Origin of the sequence: Pseudomonas sp. MWU12-2319, from assembly GCF_023242525.1 — a bacterium.
GTDB classification, from domain to species: Bacteria; Pseudomonadota; Gammaproteobacteria; order Pseudomonadales; family Pseudomonadaceae; genus Aquipseudomonas; species Aquipseudomonas gingeri_D.
Genome location: NZ_JALJES010000016.1, coordinates 147,473 through 169,652, shown reverse-complemented (window position 1 = coordinate 169,652; position 22,180 = coordinate 147,473). Strand labels below are relative to the sequence as shown.

Here is a 22,180-nt window from a genome sequence, read left to right as displayed (position 1 = left end):
ATTAGAGCTCTTAGGCTGGTAGTGCATTCTATTTGCCAGCCGCCAATGGTAAGCCCAATAAATTAACAGTGCCTGCACACTATTAAATGAGCATGAGTCGCTGAACGACATGCGCTGGCATGTCATGTTCAGATGTTTTAGGGGGGGGAATTAATATTTTAAAAATTTTTGATTTGTAATTTTTCTGAAAAGAAGCCTGGTTATTGTTGCTTTAGGACCAGGGATGTAGCCCTGGTTAAGGAGCTTCATCATTCAGCATAAGGAGATCGTCATGATTCACATCGCACCGCACAACTAAAAAGCAAGAGCCAAGCAGGTAGTTGCTTGGCTTTTTTTTGTTCTTATGGAAGAGTCCAATGAGCCGTCAGCGTTATAAGCTTGCGAAGTATGTGGTTTTTTTGCGGCAGGAAGAGCACGGCATTGTCGGGCTCGGATCGAATCAGCAGGTGGTCAAGGATCTTACATTCTGGGAAACACTAGTGGATGTATCCATGGCGTTCATCAATGACGCTAGCTTTGATGAAATTTACACTCATGAGCCACTAGCCCGTGACGAACGCTTCTCTGAAGCACTGACCTTCTTGATAGATAACAGGTTTCTGGTGCCCCACCATGATTTGGACGAAGAGGGGCGTTATAGTAGAAGTCATCTGTACTACCAGAGCCTGGGCGGTGATCCTCAGACCGTTAGTGAAAGTTTGCATACCTCGTCCATATCCATTATCGGTTGTGGTGGTATTGGAAATCATATATCGGCCATGCTCGCCTGTAGTGGAGTAGGAGACATCCATCTGGTTGATGGCGATGTCATTGAACTGAGTAATTTGACACGGCAGATTTTGTTTTCAGAGTCAGACATTGGTAAGAAGAAAACTGATGTCTTAGCTACTGAGCTCCGGCGGCGTAATAAAACGGTTCGGGTCAATGTAATCGATCGTATGATTCAGGACAAAGCAGATTTGGACGCACTTCCCGGGCGTGATTTGTTTGTGGTGTCGGCCGACTCATTTGCATTGCTGCCATTGATCAATCAGTACTGTCTGGAAGCCGGTGTGCCTTATCTCAGCGTCGGTTATATGAACGACATTTCGGTGTACGGCCCCTTTGTCATTCCGGGAGAGACCGGATGTCTCAATTGTGGCGTATTACGCTTGGGTATTGGGCAAGGTTATTGCGAACGGTTGAATGTCAAGTTGCAAACTCTCAATCGTCGCTTCAAAAGTGCCACATTCCCACCGGTCAACGCGGCCGCAGCAGCGCTGGCGAGCAGTGACGTTTTGAAGTATCTGGGCAAAATCGGTTCATTGGCCTCAAAAGATAAACGAATTGGGCTGCACGATTCTTCGATGGTTATAGAAACCCAGGATTTTTCCGCGAATCCAGAGTGTGAATTATGCGCTCACCTACATTAACGGTGCACGTCGTTGGTATCGCCTACGCCTGCGTGCGAATGCTGATTGGCGCTTTCTCCGTGGCCTATTTGATCCGCGCCGGTTTGAGCCTACCGCAGATCGGTCTGTTGAAGTCATTTCAGGCGGCGGTCATCGTCTTTATCGATATTCCACTTTCTTATTTTTCCGATCACTACAGTCGAAAGTTTTCCATTGCGTTGAGTGTGCTTTTCTCAGCGATTTGGCTGGCGTTGACCGGGATAAGCGAGGGCTTCTATGGCTTTCTCCTGGCGGAATTTTTTAATGCGCTGTCGCTCGGGATGATGTCAGGCACCTTCAGTGCCTATTTGTATGATGTGTCGAAAAGCGAGGGGGCCGATCACCAGGCCGTGACGATATTTGCCCGCTATCAGAAAAATCAGTTCTTCTTCATGGGGATCGCCTCTTTGCTGGGAGCCGGCGTGTTTACGCTGGAGCCAAGGCTAGCCTGGTTCATGGCGGCGCTGCTGATGTCGGTGGTCTTGCTCATTACCTGGTTCCTGCCCTCGGACAACTTTTTTAAAGCGCCCAAAGATCGCGCAATGATGGGGCGCTTGAAAGCCGATATGGCCAGTATGAGGGAGGTGTTCAGGCAGAACGGGCAGGTGGGGCAGGCAGTGATTCTCCTGGCGCTAGGCTACGGTCTGGTGCTGCAGTCGCTGATTCAGTATTGGCAGGTGTTGGCCGATATCGAACACGGCAATCTGCCGTTGGGCGTGCTACTGGGGGCGGTGTTCTTTGTCGTTCTGATGGCGCAGTCCTTGTCAGGAAAAGTCATTGAATCCCTCCACGGCACATCCTGGTTGAAAGTGATTTCCTACCTTGGGCTTGTAGCGACCGTGCTGGTCATGGCGTTGAGTTTTGTCATTCCGAGCCTGGTGGTGCTGTACCTGGTGCTGGCATTCTTTTCATGCAGTTTGCTGTCGTCGCTCAGTGGCGCTTTTATTGTGAAAATGGCACCCCCTCACCTGCGCTCAACCTTTCTTTCGGGGTTTGCCACGGTGGGCAAGATCATCATGTTTGTCACGATGCCGATCATTGCCGGCTTGATCGGAAGCTCGGGCGTTTGGTTTTTTCTGATCGCCTTCGTGCTCCTGGTTTTGACGTCGGGCTTTCTATTTGGCACTGCCGCAGAAGTGCAGAAAGAAAGTTCTCTATAACTCGGTGCCACAAAAAGGGGACCTTGCGGTCCCCTGAGTGTTCGAGTCGTCTATCAAGCCAGCGTCTCAGCTGACGGTACGCATCCGGCCCTTGGCCAGCCGCAGCCGGTACAAGCCATAGATGAACAACACCCACAGCGGCATCACATACACCGAGACACTGATCCCCGGAATCATCAGCATCACTACCAGGATCAGCGCGACAAAAGCCAGGCACAGGTAGTTGCTGAACGGTGTCCAGAACGCCTTGAAGCCCGGGACCACGCCTTGCCGTTCCATGGCCTTGCGGAATTTCAGGTGGGTCAGGCTGATCACGATCCAGTTGATGATCAACGAGGCCACCACCAGCGCCATCAACAACTCCAGCGCTTCATGGGGCGCCACGTAGTTGACCACCACGCACAGCAAGGTCACCAGCGCCGAGACCCCAATCGCCCGTACTGGCACGCCTTGCTTGTTCAGTTTCATCAGGGATTTCGGCGCATCGCCTTGCTCGGCCAGGCCGAACAGCATGCGGCTGTTGCAGTACACGCCGCTGTTGTAGACCGACAGGGCGGCGGTCAGCACCACCACGTTGAGGATCTGCGCCGCCGTGTCGCTGCCGATCAGGGCGAAGATCTGCACGAACGGGCTGCCGCTGTAGGCGTCGCCGGAAGCACCGAGGGTGGTCAGCAACTGGTCCCACGGGTACAGCGACAACAGCACGGTAAGGGCGCCGACGTAGAAGATCAGGATCCGCAACACCACCTGGTTGATCGCCTTGGGGATCACCTTGCGCGGCTCGCTGGCCTCGGCGGCGGTGATGCCCACCAGCTCCAGGCCACCGAAGGAAAACATGATGAAACACAGCGCCATCAGCAGGCCGCTGAAACCGTTGGGGAAGAACCCGCCGTGGCTCCACAGGTTGCTGACCGAGGCTTGCGGGCCGCCGGTGCCACTGATCAGCAGGTAGCAACCGAGAGCGATCATGCCGATGATCGCCACCACCTTGATGATCGCGAACCAGAATTCGGTTTCGCCGAACACCTTGACGTTGGTCAGGTTGATCAGGTTGACCAGCACGAAGAACACCGCCGCGCTGACCCAGGACGGTACATCGGGCCACCAGAACTGCACGTACTTGCCGACGGCCGTGAGTTCGGCCATGCCCACCAGTACGTAGAGCACCCAGTAGTTCCAGCCGCAGAGAAAGCCGGCGTAGCCGCCCCAGTATTTATGGGCGAAGTGGCTGAACGAGCCGGCCACCGGTTCTTCGACGATCATCTCGCCGAGCTGGCGCATGATCAGGAACGCGACGAAACCGCAGATCGCATAACCGAGGATCATTGCCGGGCCCGCGGACTTGAGTACGCCGGCAGAACCCAGGAACAGCCCGGTGCCGATGGCCCCGCCCAGGGAAATCAGCTGGATATGGCGGTTTTTCAGGCCGCGCTTGAGCAAACCCGGTGTCAGGTTTTCACCCGTCATTGCTTCACCTTCTCTAGTTTTTCTTCTCGGTGTCGACCTGAGCGGGCCAGGCGTGCAACCGGTACTGATGCTCGACATAAGCGGCGTGGATATTAAATCCCGAAGGTGCGGGGCTCAAGTATTACGCGGGTTCGAGGGGTAAATAGAGAAGAAACTGTAGGAGCGTGGCAAGCCTCGAGGGTGCCGGGTTCACACTCGAGGTCGATGAGAAGGGCGCCAGGTCAGGCGCCTTGCTCCGCCCGGTGGGCAAGCCAGCGCAACAGATCGTCCATGGCAACCTGCTGATGGCGTTTGACCCATTGCGAGCCTTGCGGGCTGTAGTGCTCGGTGTAGTGGCTGAGGATCAGGTGGCGCCGATCGTCCGACAGCCGCAGGCTGACTTCATGGCAGTGCAGGTCAGTATCGGCGCGCTTGCTCACCCGTTGCTCAAGGATCAATGCCCGCTGTTCAGAAACCATCCTGGGCGGCTCCCTGGCAGCGGTCCTTCTCAGGCTGGGTGCTGCCCTGTTTGCCTTCCTGCACGAAAGCCGCGCGATGTTCGGCGACGACATTACGCAGGGCGCTGTAGTAGTCCGGCAGCTTTTTCAGGCTGTCGGTGAGCGGCAGCAGTTCGGCACGCTGGTCGATCACACCGCCGACCAGGCTGACCGTCTCCAGGGTCTTGACGGTGTCGCTGTGGGTGCCGAAGGGGTTGAAGGCAAGCCCCAGAACACGCCCGGCGGCGTCGCGGGCGTTGCCGGTGCCCAGCAGCGGCAGCTCGACGATGGGCCCGTTGCCGATGCCCCAGACGCCAAAAGTCTGGCCGAAGTCGGCGGTGTGGCGGGGGATGCCCATCGGGTCCGAGACATCGATCAGCCCCGCCACGCCGAGGGTGGTGTTGACCGTGAAGCGCCCCAGGGTCGTGGCCGAACGTTTCAGGTTGCCTTGCAGCAAGTCGTTGACGAAGACCTTGGGCTCGCCAAAGTTGGTGGTGAAGTTATGCACACCCCGCTGGAAGAAATTCGGCAGGTGGAGATACCCACGGGCCACGGGGGCCAGGGCATAGTCATCGACGACCTGGTTGAAGGCGAAAATTCCCCGATTGACCCGCTGGGCCGGGTCGAACACTGGATGGTCGACTTGCGCGCAACTGGCGCTCGCCACCGGGGCCGAGCTGCTGCAGCCGGCCAGGTACGAAACGGTCAGCAACAGCGCGGCGTGACGGAGCAGGGCGGGCGAACACTTGAGCGGGGGCATGGGCAAACGGTCTCTGCGAAATACGGGAGGCTGATGCTGGCAGCCGCGCCTTGCGCAAAGATGTCTGCTTTATTGCTGCGCTGACAGTTTGTTACCGCATTGAAATATATGACGGAGCGCGGCGAATGGTTTTAGATGGAGCTCTTTCCCACTTCGAGTGATGGCCGCCGGTGAGCAGTCTGTTGATCGTGGACGACGACCTCGAGGTCCTTGCCCTGCTGAAGAAATTTTTTGTGTTGCACGGCTACACGGTGGAAGTCGCCGCTGATGGCGCTGCGTTGTGGGCCGCGCTGGAGCGCCAGGCCCCGGACCTGATCATCCTCGATCTGATGCTGCCGGGAGAGAACGGCCTGATGCTGTGCCAGCGCCTGCGTCGGCAATACGCCACTCCGGTGATCATGCTGACCGCCATGGGCGAGTTGAGCGATCGGGTGGTGGGCCTGGAAATGGGCGCCGATGATTACCTGAGCAAACCCTTCGATGCCCGCGAGTTGCTGGCGCGGGTCCGGGCGGTATTGCGCCGGGCCGGGGAAAACCGGCCGTTGACCGGTGAAGTGCCGCGCCCGCTGATCCGCTTCGCCGACTGGCAACTGGACCTGACCCGGCGTGAACTGCGTTCGCCGGATCAGGTGATGATCCCGCTGTCGGCGGGGGAATTCGATCTGCTGCTGGTATTTATCGAGCATTCCCAGCGTATTCTCACCCGCGAGCAACTGCTGGACCTGGCGCGCGGGCACAGCCATGACGCGTTCGACCGCAGCATCGATGTCCAGGTCAGCCGCCTGCGGCGCAAGCTGGAGTTCGATACCAAGCGCCCGGCGATGATTCGCACGGTGCGCAATGGCGGCTATCTGTTCACCCCTGATGTGACACGCCAGTGAGCCGCTTCGGAGCCGGGCGTTATCGCCCCAAGGACACGGTGGCACGCTGGATCGCCCTGACCATCCTGATGGCCATGCTCACGGCGCTGGGGTTCAACGCGCTGTTCGTCAAGCTGGCCGGAGTCTGGGCCTATCCCTCCCTGATCGAGACCGGCCTGCTGGAGAAGATCGCCTCCATCAGTCGGGTGATCGAAGCTTCCGACCCCGGGCAGCGTGCGCGTCTGGCGGCGGTGGTCAGCGATCCGAATATGCAGGTGAACTGGTACCTCGACCGTCAGGATATCGCCCAGCCAAAAATCGTCGAAGAAGTCCGGGGTCGGGGATCGGAGGCCATACGCCGGGCTCTCAATGCGCCGAACCGCCGGATCGAGGCCTATCGGCCCTCCGACTGGCCAGGCCCAGGTGGGCGCTATGCCTTGCTGATCCAGTTGGACGATGACTCCTGGCTGATGTTTTCCGCCGCCTCACGCAGTTGGGGGCTGGAGGAGGGGCCGCGCGGGCTGATCGTGATCGTACTGGTGCTGATTTCTACCGCTGTCGTCACGCTGATCGCCACCCGTCGCCTGGCCAGGCCCCTGCAACAATTTGCCCAGGGCGCACGGCGTTTTGGCGTTGACTTCCGGGCACCGCCGGTGGAGCCGGTGGGGCCCCATGAAATCCGTCAGGCTATCCTCGCTTTCAACGCCATGCAGGCCCAGTTGCAGCACTTCATCAAGGACCGCACGCAGATGCTCGCGGCCATTTCCCATGATCTGCGCACGCCTTTGACCCGCATGCGCCTGCGCGGTGAGTTCATTGAGGATGAGGAACAACAGCAGCGCTTGTTTCGCGACGTCGATGAAATGCAGGCGATGATCAACTCGGCACTGGAGTTCTTCCGTGACGATGCGCGCCTGGAAGAAGCGACTTCCTTCGACCTCGCGGAGCTGCTGCAGACCCTGGTGGACGATTATCGCGACCAGGGGATTGAGGTTGACTTCGTGGGACCGTCCAGATGGGTATATTTCGGGCGGCCGCTGGGGTTGAAGCGGGTCATCGGCAATTTGCTGGATAACGCCATCAAATACGGTCGTGAGCCATCGATCGAGTTGGAACCGGACGGAGAACGGCTGCTGATCCGCGTGCAGGATCGTGGGCCGGGCATCGCCGCGGATTACCTTGAGCAGGTGTTCGAACCGTTCTTCCGGCTGGAGAGTTCGCGTAACAAGAGCACCGGTGGTGTCGGACTGGGCTTGTCGGCGGCGCGGGCGATTGTGCTGGAACAGGGTGGGGCGCTGATCCTGAGCAATCGGGCTGATGGCGGATTGATCGCCCTGGTGGCATTGCCGGTGCAAGGGGCCTTGTAGGTGGTGCCCGGAGGATGTGTTTGTTATCACGTCCTTTCACAAATAAAATCTTGGCAACTTCATACAACGATAAAGAGAACGCTGTAACTCCAGGGGCGATCAGTTTTTTTGATGCCAGCCCCCGGATATTTGTTGTTTGACAGTCTTTTAACTAACACTGAAACTTTCTCCATTAAGGGTGGTTTTCGCCCTGCCCATTGTTTTGCCCTGCCTTGATATAAAACCAAACAAAAAGCCCTCCATTGTGCAGTAGCCAAAACCATGAATATGCGCTTGAAGTTCAGTCAAAAGATCCTGCTCGCCGTTTCTACCGTGGTTGTTGTGGTCTTTGCGGTGTTCGCACTGTATGGCGATTATCAACAGCGCAATGAAATCAGTGGGAATATCGAGAACAACTTGCACACTACCGGGCAGGTCCTGGCCCAGAATATTCAAACCTGGTTGAGCGATCGTTTGCTGCTGGTGGACGCCATGGCCCAGGTCATCGCGCTCGACCCCGCGAAGGAAAAGGTCCGTACTCTGCTTCAGCAGCCTGCGCTCACTTCGACCTTTGTCGCCAGCTACAGGGCAACGCGTGACGGCGCCTTCGACATTTTCCCGGAACGAGTCATGCCCGACGGCTACGATCCCCGCCAGCGGCCCTGGTATTCGGATGCGGTGAAAAACGGTCCGATCCTGACCGAACCCTATATCGGCGTGGGCAGCGACTATCTGGTCATGAGCGAGGCGGCGCCGATCAAGTCTGGCGATCAGGTTCTGGGTGTGCTTGGGGTCAATATCAGCCTGGACAAGATGGCCCGGATGATCAATGCCCAGGATTTCGGCGGCATCGGTTATGCCTTTCTGGTCAGTGCCGACGGCAATATCCTGGTGCACCCCGACAAGACCCTGGTCACCAAGAACCTGCGTGATATCTACGGTATGGAGCCGGCGCGGATCGGCGCCGATCTGACCGAGGTGCATCAGGCGGGCAGCACGCAGTTGCTGACGTTCATGCCCGTGCAGGGCCTGCCTTCGGTGAAATGGTCGGTGGGCCTGGCCGTCGACAAGGATAAAGCCTACGCGGCATTGGCCAAGTTTCGTCTTTCTGTGGTGATCGCCACCGTCGTGCTGCTGGCCATCACTTTTGTCCTGCTCAGCCTGTTGATCCGATTGTTGATGAAACCCTTGCACCATATGACCCGTGCACTGGAGGACATTGCCCAGGGCGATGGCGACCTGACGCAGCGTTTGCCGATCCAGTCGCGTGACGAGTTCGGCAACCTGGCCGGGGCCTTCAACCGTTTTGTCGAGCGTATCCACGGTTCGATCCGCGAAGTGGCCTCGACCACCGCCCGCTTGAGCCAGGTGGCCAGCCGGGTGGTCAACGCCTCCAACGCCTCGATGAGCAACTCGGACAACCAGTCCCATCGCACCAGCAGTGTCGCGGCGGCCATCAATCAACTGGGTGCCGCGGCCCAGGAGATCGCCGTGAATGCCGCGGATGCCTCACAAGGCGCCTCCGATGCGCGGGACACGGCGGATGAGGCTCGGCGGGTGGTCGAGCGCTCGATCCAGGCGATGAATGAACTGTCGGCCAAGATCCTTTCCTCCAGCGCGCGGATCGAGCAGCTCAATAGCCACACTTCGAGCATCGGCCAGATACTCAAGGTGATCCAGGCGATTTCCGAGCAGACCAATCTGTTGGCACTCAATGCCGCCATTGAAGCAGCCCGTGCCGGCGAGTCGGGGCGCGGTTTCTCGGTGGTCGCCGATGAGGTGCGTAACCTCGCCGGACGAACCCAGGCCTCGGCCCAGCAGATCCACGGGATGATCGAGGAGCTGCAAGTCGGTTCCCGGCAGGCGGTGCGGACCATGGCCGAGAGTCAGCAATACAGCGCGGAGAGCGTGGCCATTGCCAATCAGGCCGGCGAGCATCTGGGGCAGGTCACCCGGCGTATCGGCGAGATCGACGGGATGAACCAGTCGGTGGCCGCCGCCACCGAAGAGCAGACCGCCGTGGTCGAGGCGATCAATATGGACATCACCCAGATCGACACCTTGAACAAGGATGCGGTGGAGAACCTCAATGCCACGCTGCTGGCCTGTTCCGACCTGGAGGAGCAGACCGCCCGGCTGGAGCAACTGGTCAGCGGCTTCCGTATTTGAGGTGCGCTTTGCCTGAGAGCCCCTTCGCCCTGAGTTGCTATTCGCCCGAGAGTTTCGTATAAGTCGGCATAAACATGCAGACTCAGGCGTAAACATGCATAACGTCCATCAAGCTTCGGAATTGCCGTACTTGCGGCGGCAAAAGATCCTGTTGTTGCTCGAACGGGATGGCAAGGTCATGGCCTCGGAGTTGGGCCAGCATTTCGCGGTGTCGGAAGACACCATCCGTCGCGACCTGGCCGAGCTCTCCCAGGCCGGGCTGTTGCAGCGGGTCCATGGCGGTGCGTTGCCGCGTCCCAAGGACACCGGCAAGGACTACTTCACCCGGGTCGCCGAGCCCAATGAAGTGAAAACCCAACTGGCGAAAATGGCCGCGCGTCGGGTCGAATCGGGGCAGATCGTGCTGTTCGACTCCGGCAGCACCACCTTGCAGATCGCCCAGTCGCTGCCGTCCGGGTTGTCGATCACCGCCGTCACCTGTTCGCCGATGATCGCCATGACCCTGGCCGAGCATCCGGGCATTACCGTGATTCTGGCCGGCGGCAAGCTCAACCCGGCGACCATGGCCTCTGGTGGACACGAGGCGGTGCGGCTGATCCGGGGCGTCAAGGCCGATCTGCTGTTTACCGGCGTCTGCGCGATTCACCCGGAGATGGGGATTACCTCCCTGCATTACGACGAAGTCGCCGTGAAACAGGCCATGCTCGACAGCGCCTCGCACGTGGTCGCGGTGACCACGGCCGACAAGCTCGGGGCCGTGGAGCCATTTGTGGTGGCGCCTTGTACGCGCTTGCAGACGATGCTGACCGAGCACTTTGTGCCGTCGGGGGATATTCAGGCTTACCGGCGCCTGGGGATCGAGGTCGTGCAGTTGGAGGTTTGAGAGAAAGACGTTGCCGGACACAGCTCACCGTCTGTCGCCTGAGTCAGGATTTCCGGGCTCTGCAGAACCGCCGCGTAGGTCGTTGAGGCCTCTAGCTGAGCCCTCTTGGGAGCGACATCTTGTAATCAGAGGTAACAAAACATTGCAATGGTCGGTCGGCTCGCCGCATCATTGCAGGCCTACTCCACAAAGAGGCCCCCTGAGGAAATGGATTCTCAGATAATAGGCATCGATTTCGCCGATTGGCGGATGCCTGAAGTGAACGCGGACTGGATCGCTGCGTTGGAAGCGGGCAAGGTGCTTTATTTCCCCCGGTTGTCGTTTGAACTGCGGGAAGAAGAGAAGTCCTTGCTCCGTCCGGATATTCGCTCGCCCAAGGCTCGTAATATCAGCCTGGATGCGAATAATCACCTCAAGGGCGCCGAAGGCGATGCTGCCGTGCAACAGGCGCTGACCGAGATGATCGGACGCTTCCGTGAGCAGGCGCAGACGCTGGTGTACTCGCTGCTGCCCCGCTACCAGGGTGCTTTGCGCCTGGCACCTACCAGCTACCGTCCGATGCAGGTCGAGACCCGTGCCCAGTCCTGGCGTGCGGATGATCGTCGCCTGCATGTCGACGCCTTTCCTTCGCGTCCCAACTATGGCGAGCGGATTCTGCGGGTGTTCAGCAACATCAATCCCGAGGGTGTGCCGCGGGTGTGGCGTGTCGGCGAGCCTTTCGAAACGGTCGCCCGCAAGTTCCTGCCACGGGCCAAACCCTATGCGGCCTGGCAGGCCAGCCTGTTGAAGGCGTTGCACATCACCAAGTCATACCGCAGCGAATATGACCACCTGATGTTGCAGTTGCATGACGGCATGAAGGGCGATCAGACCTATCAGGAAACCGCTGAGCAGGTGACGATGCCATTTGCTGCCGGCTCGGTCTGGGTGTGTTTCTCGGACCAGGTGCCCCATGCGGTCATGTCCGGTCAGTACATGCTTGAGCAGACCCTGCACATACCTGCCGACAAACAGTACGACCCTCAGTCCAATCCTTTGGCGATCCTGACACGGATGATGGGGCGGCCTTTGGTTTGAGGCTTCGCACTGGCTGACTTGTGCGCGGCCGACTGGGTCCTCGGCTGTGCACCCCTCGCGAATATTGGCGTCTACCCGGCATGCCGCAGGGTAGAGCGTGCGCGTCGCTTTTTGCCTGAGTTAGAAAAATGACGGAAATATGAACATTTGCTCAATGTTTTTTGAACCAAATGATCATTTTCCTGTTCATAGACCACCGGATTCTTCACGTTTACACCCTAATGGAGTAGTGCTTATGTTCAATCGTCTGACTCACCTGTTCATCAAATCCTCGGCCCTGGCAGTGATCGCCACCCCGATGATCGCGATGGCGGCCCCCTCCACCGACCCTATTTCCCAATTCGGCGTCCTGGGCAGCTACAGCCACTTCAAGCTGGAGGGCGGCAGTCAGTCCGAGAAAAGTCATATGCCCACTGGTGGCCTGTTCTATAACTTCGGCAACAAGATGACCGCCGAATCCGGCCTGATCTACCAGGCTGGTGTTGAAGTGAAGTACGGCAAGAATGATGACAACAAACTCAAGGAAGGCCAGGGCGACCTCGACCTCGGCTGGCGTGCGGCGCTGGACTCGCACAACTTCTTTGATGTGATCGTGGGTGGCGGTTACAGCTGGACCCGCTACGAGCCTGACTCCGCCGACTACGACATCAAGCTCACCGGCCGTTCGCCGTTTGCCAAGGCCGCGCTGGGCTACAACCATCAGTTCGATGCCGCGACGATGCGCATCGAAGCGGGCGTGCGCCGCAGTATTGGTAGCGAGGGGCAGATCAGGGTCGCTGGCGAAGGCTCCGATACGGTGGACCTGAAGGACCATACCAACCCTTATGCCGAAGTGAACTTCCTGTTCAACCAGCAAAGTTCGTTGCCGATTGTCGCGGGCGTTTATTACACCCACACCGAGTTCAAACTGGATGGTGATTCCGACTTGGCGGACAACACCAAACTCAAGATTGACGAGTACGGTGCCAAGGTCGGTATCGCGTTCTGATGCATGAAGCGCGGGAGCCATGGCTCCCGCGCTTTTTATTCCGGCGGTTGCCGCACTTTTACCCGCAATGTCCCATTCCTTCCTGTCCCCTCTAGACGCCGCGCTAGCGAAATAGTAGCTTTCCTCCCCAAAGCCCTCTGCTACTGGCCCTCTCCACGCGCCAGCGACTCAGGCCTTCATAGCGGTTAAGGAATACGCAGTGAAACTGCCGACGACATGCTGATCGATTTCAGCCTTGTCCGGTAGCCACTTTTCAAGGACGAGCGATGGCCTGTCGGTCCAACTACTCAAACCTGAAAAACCACCCGACCGTATTGATTGATGTCGACGAGCGCTGCTCGGCGATTGTCGATGGAGCGTTCGCGCAGGTTCGGGTTGTCCGGGAAAAGTGATTTCCCTGCCTTTAATCCCCTGAACACTACCCTGCACCCCCCTGTCCCGTTCTTCCCAAGGAGCTGTAAATGAAAGGCAAGATCCTGAGTTACGACACCAACACCCGTAACGGCATTATTTCCGGTGATGACGGCAACCGTTACACCTTCGACGTGGTCGAGTGGAAAGCCGCGGTACTGCCCAAGGCCGGCGCGCGCGTCGACTTCGCCAGCAATGGTGCGTTTGCCGAAGCCATCTTCGCCGACGGCGCTGCGGCGAGCGGCAACTCCAAGAAGATCCCGGCGGCCCTGCTGGCGTTCTTTCTCGGTGCCTTTGGCGTGCACAAGTTCTACCTGGGTTACAACGTCCAGGGCGTGATCATGCTGCTGGTGTTCCTGTTCGGCTGGCTGCTGCTGGGTATCCCGTCGATCGTGATCAGTATTGTCGCCTTTGTTGAGTTCATCATTTACCTGCTCAAGTCCGAAGACGACTTCGAGCAGACTTATGTGGTTGGTAAACGCGGCTGGTTCTGAGTCACTGATCCCTGGGCTTGAGTGAGTCCGGGTCGGTTGTCGGCGTTGGCGCCGGTGGGCAGGGGCACGTTGGGTGCTCCTGTTCGACTGACGAATGTCCTGTCTGTATAGCTGCTTGCCTTACCTTCTCGATATTTCCTGAGAACACGCTTGCTAGCGATAGCCGTTGGGTTGACGCGGCGCCTTCGGGCATGCCCTGGTTTTGAGGGTAAGCGAGCGGCGATGTGGCCGCTGCCGGATAAATCGAGGCGAAAAAAAACCACCTTAGTAGGGTGGTTTTTTCCGCAAGCCTGATGTGAAGCTAGCTTGCTCATCTCACTGAGACTAACAACGAACCTTTACTCTACTGAAGTCATGTTTATCACGCAAGCCTGGGAGTGGTTCATCATATTTCTGAGTGTTGAGGTGAGTTGAATGCCTGAAATTTTTTGATTGAGGTTTTTCGGATAAGTAACACTTTTTGCTTTCAGTTCCATATTCGAGCTGAGGTATGATTTTTTGGCTCTTTCGTTAAAAGACTTTTTGAAGTGGTCAAGCCAGCGCGCGCATTTGGGACCTCCTGACACGGTTTAGTACCCCGTGCCGGATTGGCTCAGGGGGCCATCGGCCTGGCCACCTCACTGAGACTAACAACGTAGTTCTCGAAGGCATACGTGTTCCGGTAAGTATGCTGGAGGGTTGGCCCACTTTGGGGGTCAATGTATGTCCAAGATTCTTCGGCGTACCTGGAGCCTCGTAGTCAACTTGTTACGGGTTTATCACCTGTATGAGTTTCTACGGGATCACTACGATAATCAGCGGTAAGGGTTATTGAAGTGGCCTGCCTCGGCTTCGGTCGGGGCGGGTTTTAATTAATGTCTCTGGGCGGTTGTTGGGTCGTCTCCTTCCTCGCCATAACCTGTGCCCCTCGAAAAAACGGATGCTGAATCACTCATCGCATTCGATTTACCTGCCCACCGAGGTATGCTTGGGCACGGCTCAAATATTCCTAGCCACCTTTCCCGACGTACCTGCGAGCTCACGGCGTTCCATGATCACCCACGTTGCCCTGTTTCTCTGCACCCTGATGGCCATGGAAGGGGTCGGCTACCTGGCGCACAAGTACGTCATGCACGGTTGGGGCTGGTTTCTGCACCGTTCCCATCATGAGGAGCACCTGGGCGCCTTCGAGACCAACGACATCTACCTGCTGGTATTGGCGGCGGTGGCCATCACCCTGATCGTGCTGGGCAATAGCGGATACGACCCGCTGCAGTGGATCGGCGCCGGAGTGGCGACGTTTGGAATCATCTATGTCGTGGTGCATGACGGCGTTGTCCACCGCTACTGGCCATTTCGGCCGCGGCCGCGTCATCCCTATTTGAAGCGCCTGTATCAGGCGCACCTGTTGCATCACGCGGTGAAGGGGCGCAAGAACAGTGTGTCGTTCGGCTTTCTGTATGCGCCGTCGTTGCGCACGCTGAAGAGGCAATTGCGTGAGTCCCGTGACGTGACTGAGCGCGAAGAGGAAGGGCGTCCTTCAGTTTGGCGGGGCGATAGTGCGAGTGAGGCTGAATGAAGCCGGGGCGTAAAAATCTCTTGAAGGAGCTGATCGCGTGAAAAGCACTGTCGATCACCTGGCTATCGTGGCGCCGAACCTCGATAGCGGCTGCGCGTTCGTCACTGGCATTCTGGGCGTCGACCTTCAACCGGGCGGTGCCCATCCACGCATGGGCACCCACAACCGGCTGCTTCGCCTTGGCCCCGAGCTCTATCTGGAAGTGATTGCCGTTGATCCATCTGCTGAGCGCCCCAGTCGGCCTCGCTGGTTCGGTCTTGACCAACTTGCACCTGACTCACCGGCACGCCTGGCGACATGGGTTGCGCGAACCGATGATATCCATGCTGTCGGCGTTTCCTGCCACGACATCGTCGGAGATGTTGAGCTCATGAGCAGAGGAACGTTGTCTTGGCAGATAACGATACCCGCGGACGGCAGCCTTCCTTTGGGAGGGGCAGCTCCTACCCTGATTCAATGGGAACAGAAGACTCATCCCGCGAGTACGCTGCAAGACAAAGGCTGTTCTCTAGTGGCTTTGGATGTCTTTCATACTGATCCAGAAAAAGTCAGGGCGATTCTGGCTGCCATGAACTTTTCGGGGCCGGTTTATCTTCACGGGCTCGAAGGAACTTCAACTCCGTATCTGGTCGCTCATATTCAAACACCCGGGGGTTTAAAAACATTGCCGATTTCGGGTGCGTGATTCGCACTCGGATCTGCTGTGGTCACCGGACATCACTTATGGGGCGCGTGCTTTCTACTGCTTCTCGTCAAACCGGACCGACCGAATGATTGCGCCAATCGTGTCGAAGTCCTGGTAGTAGCCCACGGTGTCGAACAGCAACTGCGTCTTGGCGTTGTAGACGATGGCCATCAGGCAAGTGCCTCCGGCGGCATGAAAGCCGGTCTCTTGGTCACCAACACCACAGGTCTGGGTCGTCTGCATGCCTTTCCATCCGGGGCCTTCGATAATGTCGACGGGGCTGGGCGAGTCCATGCCGGCGCTACGCATCCAGACGCCGTCTTCCTGGGAAAAGATCATGCTGTCGGCGGCCTGTTGCAGCGTGCCGTGCTGGACGCACAGGTTGAGGGTGTATTCCTCGTTGGTCTGAGTCTTTGGCTGATTGAGGTTCAGGCACTCCTTGTTCTTGCTGACCTTCCAACCCTTCGGGTAGTTGAAGCTGAAGCCGGTGGCTTGGTAGGGCTTCATGTTTTTGGCCGAGGCCGGCACATCGGGTGGTCGTGGCGCCAGCGGATTGGCCGGCTCGTGCAAGGTCGCATCGTTGCGGCAGGCTGCCAGTGGGCGGGCGACGGCATTGGTGAGGTGGTTCAAGCGGTGGGTCTGGGGATCGGCGCTGGCGGTCATGCAGCCACAGCCGTAGCCGTAATGCCCGTTGGTACGCACCCATTGCGCATCGCTGAACTGTGGCCAGTCGCCTTCGGCCTGGTAGCCACCCTGGGTGGCGATTTCCCAGGTGCCATCACGGTCGGTGAGGGTGGCGTTCGCCGCGGTCGGGTTTTCGAACCAGCCGCAGCGGCGTTCGACCTTGTCGGCGGCTTGGGCCGGCAGGATCACGCAGGTGAACACGAGAGTGAGTAGGGAGAGCTGGCCGAGGGAGAGGCGGGGCATGGAGCGTCCTTGTCTGTGTTCATCACGTGGTGGTAGTGCACTGGAGTGGTCGCTGAAAGCATAGGTGATGATAGCGAATGCTGGGTTTTTCTCGCCGCAGTGCGCGTGTGAGCCCTGCCGCGAGGCCTCGGGTTTCAGCGTCTCCAGCAATCGGCGTAACGCTCGCAGACGCCGTAATGCGCATCCATCTGCGCCATCCGCTCCAGATGATGGTCGATGGTTTCCAGCATGACCCGTTTGCTGGCGCCGAAATAGTAGAGAGTCATCGACTTGTATTCTTCGAGCGCGGCCACGTTGGTCGATTTGGCTGACTTGTCTTCGGGCTGCGCCCGTTGTTCCAGGTCCTCATCCTTCAACCGACGCAGGCGCAGAAGGTACTCGTCCTTGTAAAGCTGCAAGGTCCGCTCTTTGCGCTGGGCAGCTTCTGCATCGAAGGCCTGGAGATTCTGGCGATACAAGGTCCAATAGTCGTCCGGCAGGGTGAAACCCAGCTTGGCCTTGCGCTCGGCGATCAAACCGTCGATTTTTTCCGCGGAGACCGCGCTCTTGGCGATTTCAGCCGGGTCGGGTTTCATGGCTGGAATAAGGCTGTTGTCGATAATCCGGCCTATCAGTTCCAGGCGATGGGGAGTGTCCGGCAATGGTTCCGGTGGTTTCGGGAACATCACGTTGCGCCCGACACAGGCCGGGAGGCCTTTTTCAAAGACCAGGACGGGACTGCGCTGCTCCTTGCCATTGATCTTGCGGACCCGTTGTAACTGGCTGCTGCACTGCCCCTTCCCGGAATCGAAGGTCAGCTCGTATTCGGCATTGCGTTCAGGCTTGAGATTGATGCTGTTGCCACAAACCGAATAACCGTTCTGGGTATGGATCCGCAGAAGGGTTTCGTGTTCGGGCTTGAGTTTGATTTCCAGATAGCCCCTGGCGTTTTCCGGCGGCGCGATACTCATGTCGGCACGTCGCTTGGTATCGCCAAGAAGCAGGTTGTTGAGAATACCGGTGGTTTGCCCGTCGCAATGCTCGGCATCGAAGTAATCGAGCGTGGCGTTTTGCGTATTGGCGATGAAACGCAGCTTGGCGGCGTCTGGGTCCGTGGCGTCCGGGTAAGTGCCGTTGACGCTGCAACCTCCGAGTAGCGCCGATAGCAGCAGGGTTGTGGTGGTTAACAAGCGTGATGGAAACAGTGACAGAACCGGCATTAGTCATCCCTGGCTGACGGATATGGAAGAAAGGCGGCGATGCTACTGAAGTGCCACTATCTGGTCCAGTCCGGGAGAGAGCATGCGGTTTATCCTTGTTTCACGAACCAGGCATTCGGAATAGCTCCACAAATCATTCGGTACACCCAAACCCTGTAGGAGCCGGGCTTGCCCGCGAAAGCGTCGGCCCATACGACGTAGATCTCAAGCGAGCGCCTTCATTCGCCGGGTTACCGATCCCTTTTTAAATCATCCTAACCCTCGGCACCCACGCATTCGCCGGAGGTGCCCAATGACCAATCCACCCTCAAACAAAACCCTGGGCGTCATCACCTTTTCCCAATGCGGCTCCCAAGGCCGTGAACTGTTCCGCGTAAACCCCGGCGTTCCCATGCTGGAAGCCATGGAGCACGCGTCCCTTCTGCTCTATTGCGCCAAAGCACTTTCCCTCGATGCAGCATTGGAAACCGACGGCGAACGCTATGCCTGGGCATCGCATTACCTGGGCGAGATGGGTAAGGCGGTCATCGATGATCTGACGCAGGGGATGTTGCGCGGGGCGTCAGTGTAGGCGGGTGACGTCCGGTTGAGGTCCAGACTGGCGGTGAGTGTTGGCAGACTCACCGCGTTATCGTTCTTCGCGAGCAAGCTCGGCTCCCACAGGTGTGTATTCGGCAATAGCCGCAATCACCAATCTTCTACGTGCTACGTGCGTTGGTGAAGGATGCACAAGATCTGGATTTTCTCCATGAATCACGCGGTAAGGGGCTCTGAACGGGAGTTTGGATAGAGCTAATTCTCTTGCATCCGGCCGTTGGCACGGTTCGCCCACTTGGCCTTGATGGTTTGCAGATCTGTCAGGTTACCGGCCTCAGCGTCGGCGATACCCTCGGCAATTGCATTGAGGTGCCGTGACTCGGGCTCAAGATAACGGATTAAGGCGCGGCTAAGATGGTCCTGGCGATCATGGTCCGTTGCTGCTGACAACTGATCGAGTTGTTCGACCAACACCTCGTCGACACGAAATGACAGCAAGGGGGAATCCATAATTAGGTTCTCATCGGCAGAGGTATACAAGTGATGTGGCTGTATGCCCATGGAGGCATACATTTCAACCGTTAGCTGAATGGCCGGACGAGCGATCCGTCTGCCTTAAACAGTAATACGGGTTGGGGCTCACAGTCTCAGCCGTAAGGTTTCAAAAAGCTGCCGATCTTCCTTTTTCGCCGAGCGAGCATGACGCCGGATGACCTGCAACAGGCAATCCGTGAAGCACTGTGCCGGTTTGCTCAGCGCGCCATTGCGCCGTGTCACGATGCTCAACTGCCTCGGTTCGAACTGTTCCTTCAGCCCCAGGGAAACCAATCGACCAAGAAAGGGCGGCGCCATACTCACAATCGATGGCCCCCAGGTGCACATATCCGCCCGCTCGACCATCATCTGCAAAATAGCCAGCGAATGAGCACGGACGATGCGCTTTTCATCGATCTGCGCGCCATGCTGCCAGAACAACTCCTGCATCAGCCCATCGTGCCCGTCCGGCGCATAGTTCAGCGTCCAGTCCTGTTCCAGCAGTTCGTGAATCGATCGCGCGCCCTGTAGGGCATGGCCCTGACGGACCAGCACCGACGTCTGGTAATCCAGCAAAATTTCGCTGGCAAACTCCTGGGCCGATTGCGTCGGGTGCAACTGGCCAATCGCAAAATCCATGCTGCCATCGCGCAACAGCGGCTGGGCCACCGCCATCAGGCTTTCGAACAACTCCAGGCGAATCTCCGGCATTTGCTCACGAAAGGCCACCACCACTTCGGGCAAGAAAGTCAGCGCAATCCAGGGCGTGACCCCGACACACAGTCGCCCCTGAGCCTTGCCACGCAAGTGATCGAGTTCGGTTTGCGCGTGTTCCAACTGTTTGATCACCAATCGGGCGTGAGTCAGCAAAACCTTGCCGTATTCGGTGAAGCTCAGGCCGCTGGGTGTTCGAGTGAACAGCGGTAGCTGCTGGCTGGTTTCAAGCTCGCGTAGCGCTTTGGTCACCGCAGCCTGGGAAATCTCCAGCGAACGCGCCGCCGCCCGGATACTGCCGGTTTCAGCACTGGCAATCAGCGCCTGTAATTGATGCAGCTTCATCCGCTCACCCTGGTGACAACTCATGGTTGTCATCATAACCAAACTGCGTCTCCCCAGCCCAGAGTCCCTTCCCTAAGATCCACCCCCATCAACTGCTCAGATCTTGTCGAAGGGGTACAACAATGGATGCCGGCCATGTCCTGCCTGGTATTGCAGCGATACAGGATGAAATGATCGCGTTGCGTCACAGCATTCACGCGCATCCCGAGCTGGGTTTTGAAGAGTTCGCCACCAGCGAGCGTGTTGCCCAATGTTTGACCCAGTTGGGCTTTCAAGTCAGCACGGGCGTTGGCAAGACCGGTGTCGTCGGTACCCTGAAAAACGGCGAAGGCCGCTCCATCGGTTTGCGTGCCGACATGGATGCACTGCCGATTCAGGAAACCAGCGGCCTGCCCTATGCCAGCCGGATCGACGGTGTCATGCATGCCTGTGGCCACGACGGTCATACGGCAACCTTGTTGGCCGCCGCCAGGCACTTGGCCCACACTCGGGCGTTCAACGGCACCCTGCAAGTGATTTTCCAACCCGCCGAAGAAGGGCTGGGCGGTGCGCGGAAAATGCTGGAGGAGGGCCTGCTCGAACGTTTTCCGTGTGACGCGATCTTTGCCATGCATAACGTGCCGGGTTATCCCGTCGGGCACCTGGGCTTCTATAGCGGACCGTTCATGGCGTCGGCCGACACGGTGACGATCACCATTATCGGCAGTGGCGGCCATGGCGCCGTGCCGCACAAGGCGGTCGATCCGGTGGTGGTCAGCTCGTCCATTGTGATGGCGCTACAAAGCATCGTCTCGCGTAACGTCAATCCACAGGAAATGGCGATTATCACGGTGGGCTCCCTGCATGCCGGTAGTGCGTCGAATGTCATCCCGTCCAGCGCCCGGATGAGCCTGAGCGTGCGGGCGCTGACGCCTGAGATCCGCCACTTGCTCGAAGTCAGGATTACCGAGCTGGTCCAGGGTCAGGCTGCCAGTTTCGGTGCCCGCGCCGAGATCGACTACCAGCATTGTCATCCGGTATTGATCAACCATCCCGAGCAAACCGCGTTCGCCCGCGAGGTTGCCCTGGACTGGTTGGGCGAAGAGCAACTGATCGACGACCTGCGCCCCTTCACCGCAAGTGAGGACTTCGCCTTCATCCTGGAAAAGTGCCCCGGCAGTTATCTGGTGATTGGCAACGGTGAGGGCGAGCGCGGCTGCCAGCTGCACAACCCCGGCTACGACTTCAATGACGCCTGCCTGCCGATTGGGGCGAGCTACTGGGTCAAGTTGGTCGAGCGTTTCCTGAGTTGAGACGCCGTCTTTTCGCGCGTCAGTCTGTACGAAACATCGTCTCTGGTCTGAAGAGGAAAATAACAATGAACAAGATGATTGCGGCTGTATCCCTGGTTTTCCTGACGGCCTCCAGCCTGGCCGGCGCGGCCGACTGGTCCGGCAAAACCTTGAAGTTGGGTGTCGACCCCACTTACCCACCGTTGGAATACAAGAACAAGGACGGTTCCCTGACCGGCTTTGGCGTCGATATCGCCGAAGCACTCTGCGCCGAGCTGAAAGCCCACTGTGTCTGGGTGGAAAGCAGCTGGGACGGGATGATCCCGGCGCTGCTGGCGCGCAAGTTCGACGCGGTGGCGTCGTCGATGACCGTGACGCCCAAGCGCCAGGAGCAGATCGCCTTTACCGACAAGGTCTCCAATGCGCCGGCGCGGCTGGTGGTGAGGCGCGGATCGGGGCTGCTGCCGACCCTCGAGTCACTCAAGGGCAGGCGCATTGGCGTGGAGCAGGGCTCGACCCAGGAGGCCTTTGCCAAAGCCGTCTGGGGGACGAAGGGTGTGGACGTTCTGTCGTACCAGAATCAGGACCAGGTCTACGCCGACCTGGTGGTGGGCCGACTCGATGCCTCGCTGCAGGGCGCCATTCAAGCCAGTTACGGCTTCCTCGGCACGGCGGCGGGCAAGGACTATGAGTTTGCCGGCGCGACCCTGGATGCCCCGGCCTTTTTCGGCGTTGGCGATGGCATCGGCCTGCGCAAGAACGATGTCGAGTTGCGCGAAGACTTGAACAAGGCCCTGGCGACGATTCTGGCCAATGGCACTTACGCGCGGATCAATAAAAAGTACTTCGATTTCGACGTCTACGGCGCGAAATAAGCCCCTCGCTACCT

The 22,180-nt window shown here is 58.2% G+C and carries 21 protein-coding genes; 14 read left to right on the top strand and 7 right to left on the bottom strand.

What is annotated here, in order from left to right:
- Positions 1-356 precede the first annotated feature (356 nt).
- Both M5C01_RS24490 and M5C01_RS24485 read left to right on the top strand, forming a co-directional pair.
- Complete coding sequence (locus tag M5C01_RS24490) at positions 357-1,412, top strand: ThiF family adenylyltransferase (RefSeq protein ID WP_152740998.1); 1,056 nt, start codon at positions 357-359, stop codon at positions 1,410-1,412.
- A complete protein-coding gene (locus M5C01_RS24485; RefSeq protein WP_152740997.1) occupies positions 1,394-2,590 on the top strand; it encodes an MFS transporter in 1,197 nt (398 codons plus the stop codon). The genes M5C01_RS24490 and M5C01_RS24485 overlap by 19 nt, the downstream gene beginning before the upstream one ends.
- 66 nt (positions 2,591-2,656) lie before the next feature.
- Here the strand turns inward: M5C01_RS24485 and M5C01_RS24480 are convergent, their stop codons facing one another.
- The 3 genes from M5C01_RS24480 to M5C01_RS24470 all read right to left on the bottom strand — a co-directional run bounded on the left by M5C01_RS24480 (position 2,657) and on the right by M5C01_RS24470 (position 5,293).
- Entirely contained in the window at positions 2,657-4,057 is a 1,401-nt protein-coding gene (locus M5C01_RS24480; protein ID WP_152740996.1) for an amino acid permease, read from the bottom strand.
- A 221-nt stretch (positions 4,058-4,278) separates the two neighbouring features.
- Positions 4,279-4,515, bottom strand: coding sequence for a hypothetical protein (locus tag M5C01_RS24475; protein ID WP_152740995.1), 237 nt, complete (start codon positions 4,513-4,515; stop codon positions 4,279-4,281).
- Positions 4,505-5,293 (bottom strand): VacJ family lipoprotein, encoded by a 789-nt coding sequence (locus M5C01_RS24470; protein WP_152740994.1) that lies wholly within the window; start codon positions 5,291-5,293, stop codon positions 4,505-4,507. The genes M5C01_RS24475 and M5C01_RS24470 overlap by 11 nt, the downstream gene beginning before the upstream one ends.
- A gap of 170 nt (positions 5,294-5,463) precedes the next feature.
- On the opposite strand from M5C01_RS24470, the gene M5C01_RS24465 reads away from it, so the two are divergent.
- The 9 genes from M5C01_RS24465 to M5C01_RS24425 all read left to right on the top strand — a co-directional run bounded on the left by M5C01_RS24465 (position 5,464) and on the right by M5C01_RS24425 (position 15,764).
- Positions 5,464-6,174, top strand: coding sequence for a response regulator (locus M5C01_RS24465; protein WP_178129950.1), 711 nt, complete (start codon positions 5,464-5,466; stop codon positions 6,172-6,174).
- A 68-nt stretch (positions 6,175-6,242) separates the two neighbouring features.
- Positions 6,243-7,520, top strand: a complete 1,278-nt coding sequence (locus M5C01_RS24460; RefSeq protein ID WP_152741025.1) for an ATP-binding protein — start codon at positions 6,243-6,245, stop codon at positions 7,518-7,520.
- 261 nt (positions 7,521-7,781) lie between these two features.
- The gene (locus tag M5C01_RS24455) at positions 7,782-9,668 is read left to right on the top strand and encodes a methyl-accepting chemotaxis protein (RefSeq protein ID WP_152740993.1); all 1,887 of its coding nucleotides are present in this window, start codon (positions 7,782-7,784) and stop codon (positions 9,666-9,668) included.
- 94 nt (positions 9,669-9,762) lie between these two features.
- Positions 9,763-10,551 (top strand): DeoR/GlpR family DNA-binding transcription regulator, encoded by a 789-nt coding sequence (locus tag M5C01_RS24450; protein ID WP_152740992.1) that lies wholly within the window; start codon positions 9,763-9,765, stop codon positions 10,549-10,551.
- Between the two features lie 207 nt (positions 10,552-10,758).
- A complete protein-coding gene (locus M5C01_RS24445) occupies positions 10,759-11,628 on the top strand; it encodes a Kdo hydroxylase family protein (protein WP_152740991.1) in 870 nt (289 codons plus the stop codon).
- 235 nt (positions 11,629-11,863) lie between these two features.
- The gene (locus M5C01_RS24440; protein WP_103494596.1) at positions 11,864-12,616 is read left to right on the top strand and encodes an outer membrane beta-barrel protein; all 753 of its coding nucleotides are present in this window, start codon (positions 11,864-11,866) and stop codon (positions 12,614-12,616) included.
- A 461-nt stretch (positions 12,617-13,077) separates the two neighbouring features.
- A complete protein-coding gene (locus M5C01_RS24435) occupies positions 13,078-13,521 on the top strand; it encodes a TM2 domain-containing protein (protein WP_100941372.1) in 444 nt (147 codons plus the stop codon).
- Positions 13,522-14,551: 1,030 nt separating this feature from the next.
- Entirely contained in the window at positions 14,552-15,079 is a 528-nt protein-coding gene (locus M5C01_RS24430) for a sterol desaturase family protein (protein WP_247263161.1), read from the top strand.
- 37 nt (positions 15,080-15,116) lie between these two features.
- The gene (locus M5C01_RS24425; RefSeq protein WP_178129949.1) at positions 15,117-15,764 is read left to right on the top strand and encodes a VOC family protein; all 648 of its coding nucleotides are present in this window, start codon (positions 15,117-15,119) and stop codon (positions 15,762-15,764) included.
- 54 nt (positions 15,765-15,818) lie between these two features.
- On the opposite strand, the gene M5C01_RS24420 is transcribed toward M5C01_RS24425, so the two are convergent.
- Complete coding sequence (locus M5C01_RS24420; RefSeq protein WP_152740990.1) at positions 15,819-16,691, bottom strand: DUF4087 domain-containing protein; 873 nt, start codon at positions 16,689-16,691, stop codon at positions 15,819-15,821.
- A gap of 134 nt (positions 16,692-16,825) precedes the next feature.
- Positions 16,826-17,890, bottom strand: coding sequence for a hypothetical protein (locus M5C01_RS24415; RefSeq protein ID WP_103494600.1), 1,065 nt, complete (start codon positions 17,888-17,890; stop codon positions 16,826-16,828).
- Positions 17,891-18,182: 292 nt separating this feature from the next.
- Here M5C01_RS24415 and M5C01_RS24410 point away from each other — a divergent pair, with 292 nt between their 5' ends.
- Positions 18,183-18,461, top strand: coding sequence for a DUF3077 domain-containing protein (locus M5C01_RS24410; protein WP_152740989.1), 279 nt, complete (start codon positions 18,183-18,185; stop codon positions 18,459-18,461).
- Between the two features lie 221 nt (positions 18,462-18,682).
- Here the strand turns inward: M5C01_RS24410 and M5C01_RS24405 are convergent, their stop codons facing one another.
- Together M5C01_RS24405 and M5C01_RS24400 are read right to left on the bottom strand one after the other, a co-directional pair.
- Positions 18,683-18,937, bottom strand: coding sequence for a transcriptional regulator (locus M5C01_RS24405; protein WP_152740988.1), 255 nt, complete (start codon positions 18,935-18,937; stop codon positions 18,683-18,685).
- A 129-nt stretch (positions 18,938-19,066) separates the two neighbouring features.
- Positions 19,067-20,056 (bottom strand): LysR substrate-binding domain-containing protein, encoded by a 990-nt coding sequence (locus tag M5C01_RS24400; protein WP_178129948.1) that lies wholly within the window; start codon positions 20,054-20,056, stop codon positions 19,067-19,069.
- Between the two features lie 86 nt (positions 20,057-20,142).
- Between M5C01_RS24400 and M5C01_RS24395 the strand changes: the two genes are divergently transcribed.
- Positions 20,143-21,312 carry a M20 aminoacylase family protein gene (locus M5C01_RS24395; RefSeq protein ID WP_152740987.1) on the top strand — a complete coding sequence of 390 codons (1,170 nt, stop codon included), beginning with the start codon at positions 20,143-20,145 and terminating at the stop codon, positions 21,310-21,312.
- Positions 21,313-21,377: 65 nt separating this feature from the next.
- Positions 21,378-22,166, top strand: coding sequence for an ABC transporter substrate-binding protein (locus tag M5C01_RS24390; RefSeq protein WP_152740986.1), 789 nt, complete (start codon positions 21,378-21,380; stop codon positions 22,164-22,166).
- Positions 22,167-22,180 lie beyond the last annotated feature (14 nt).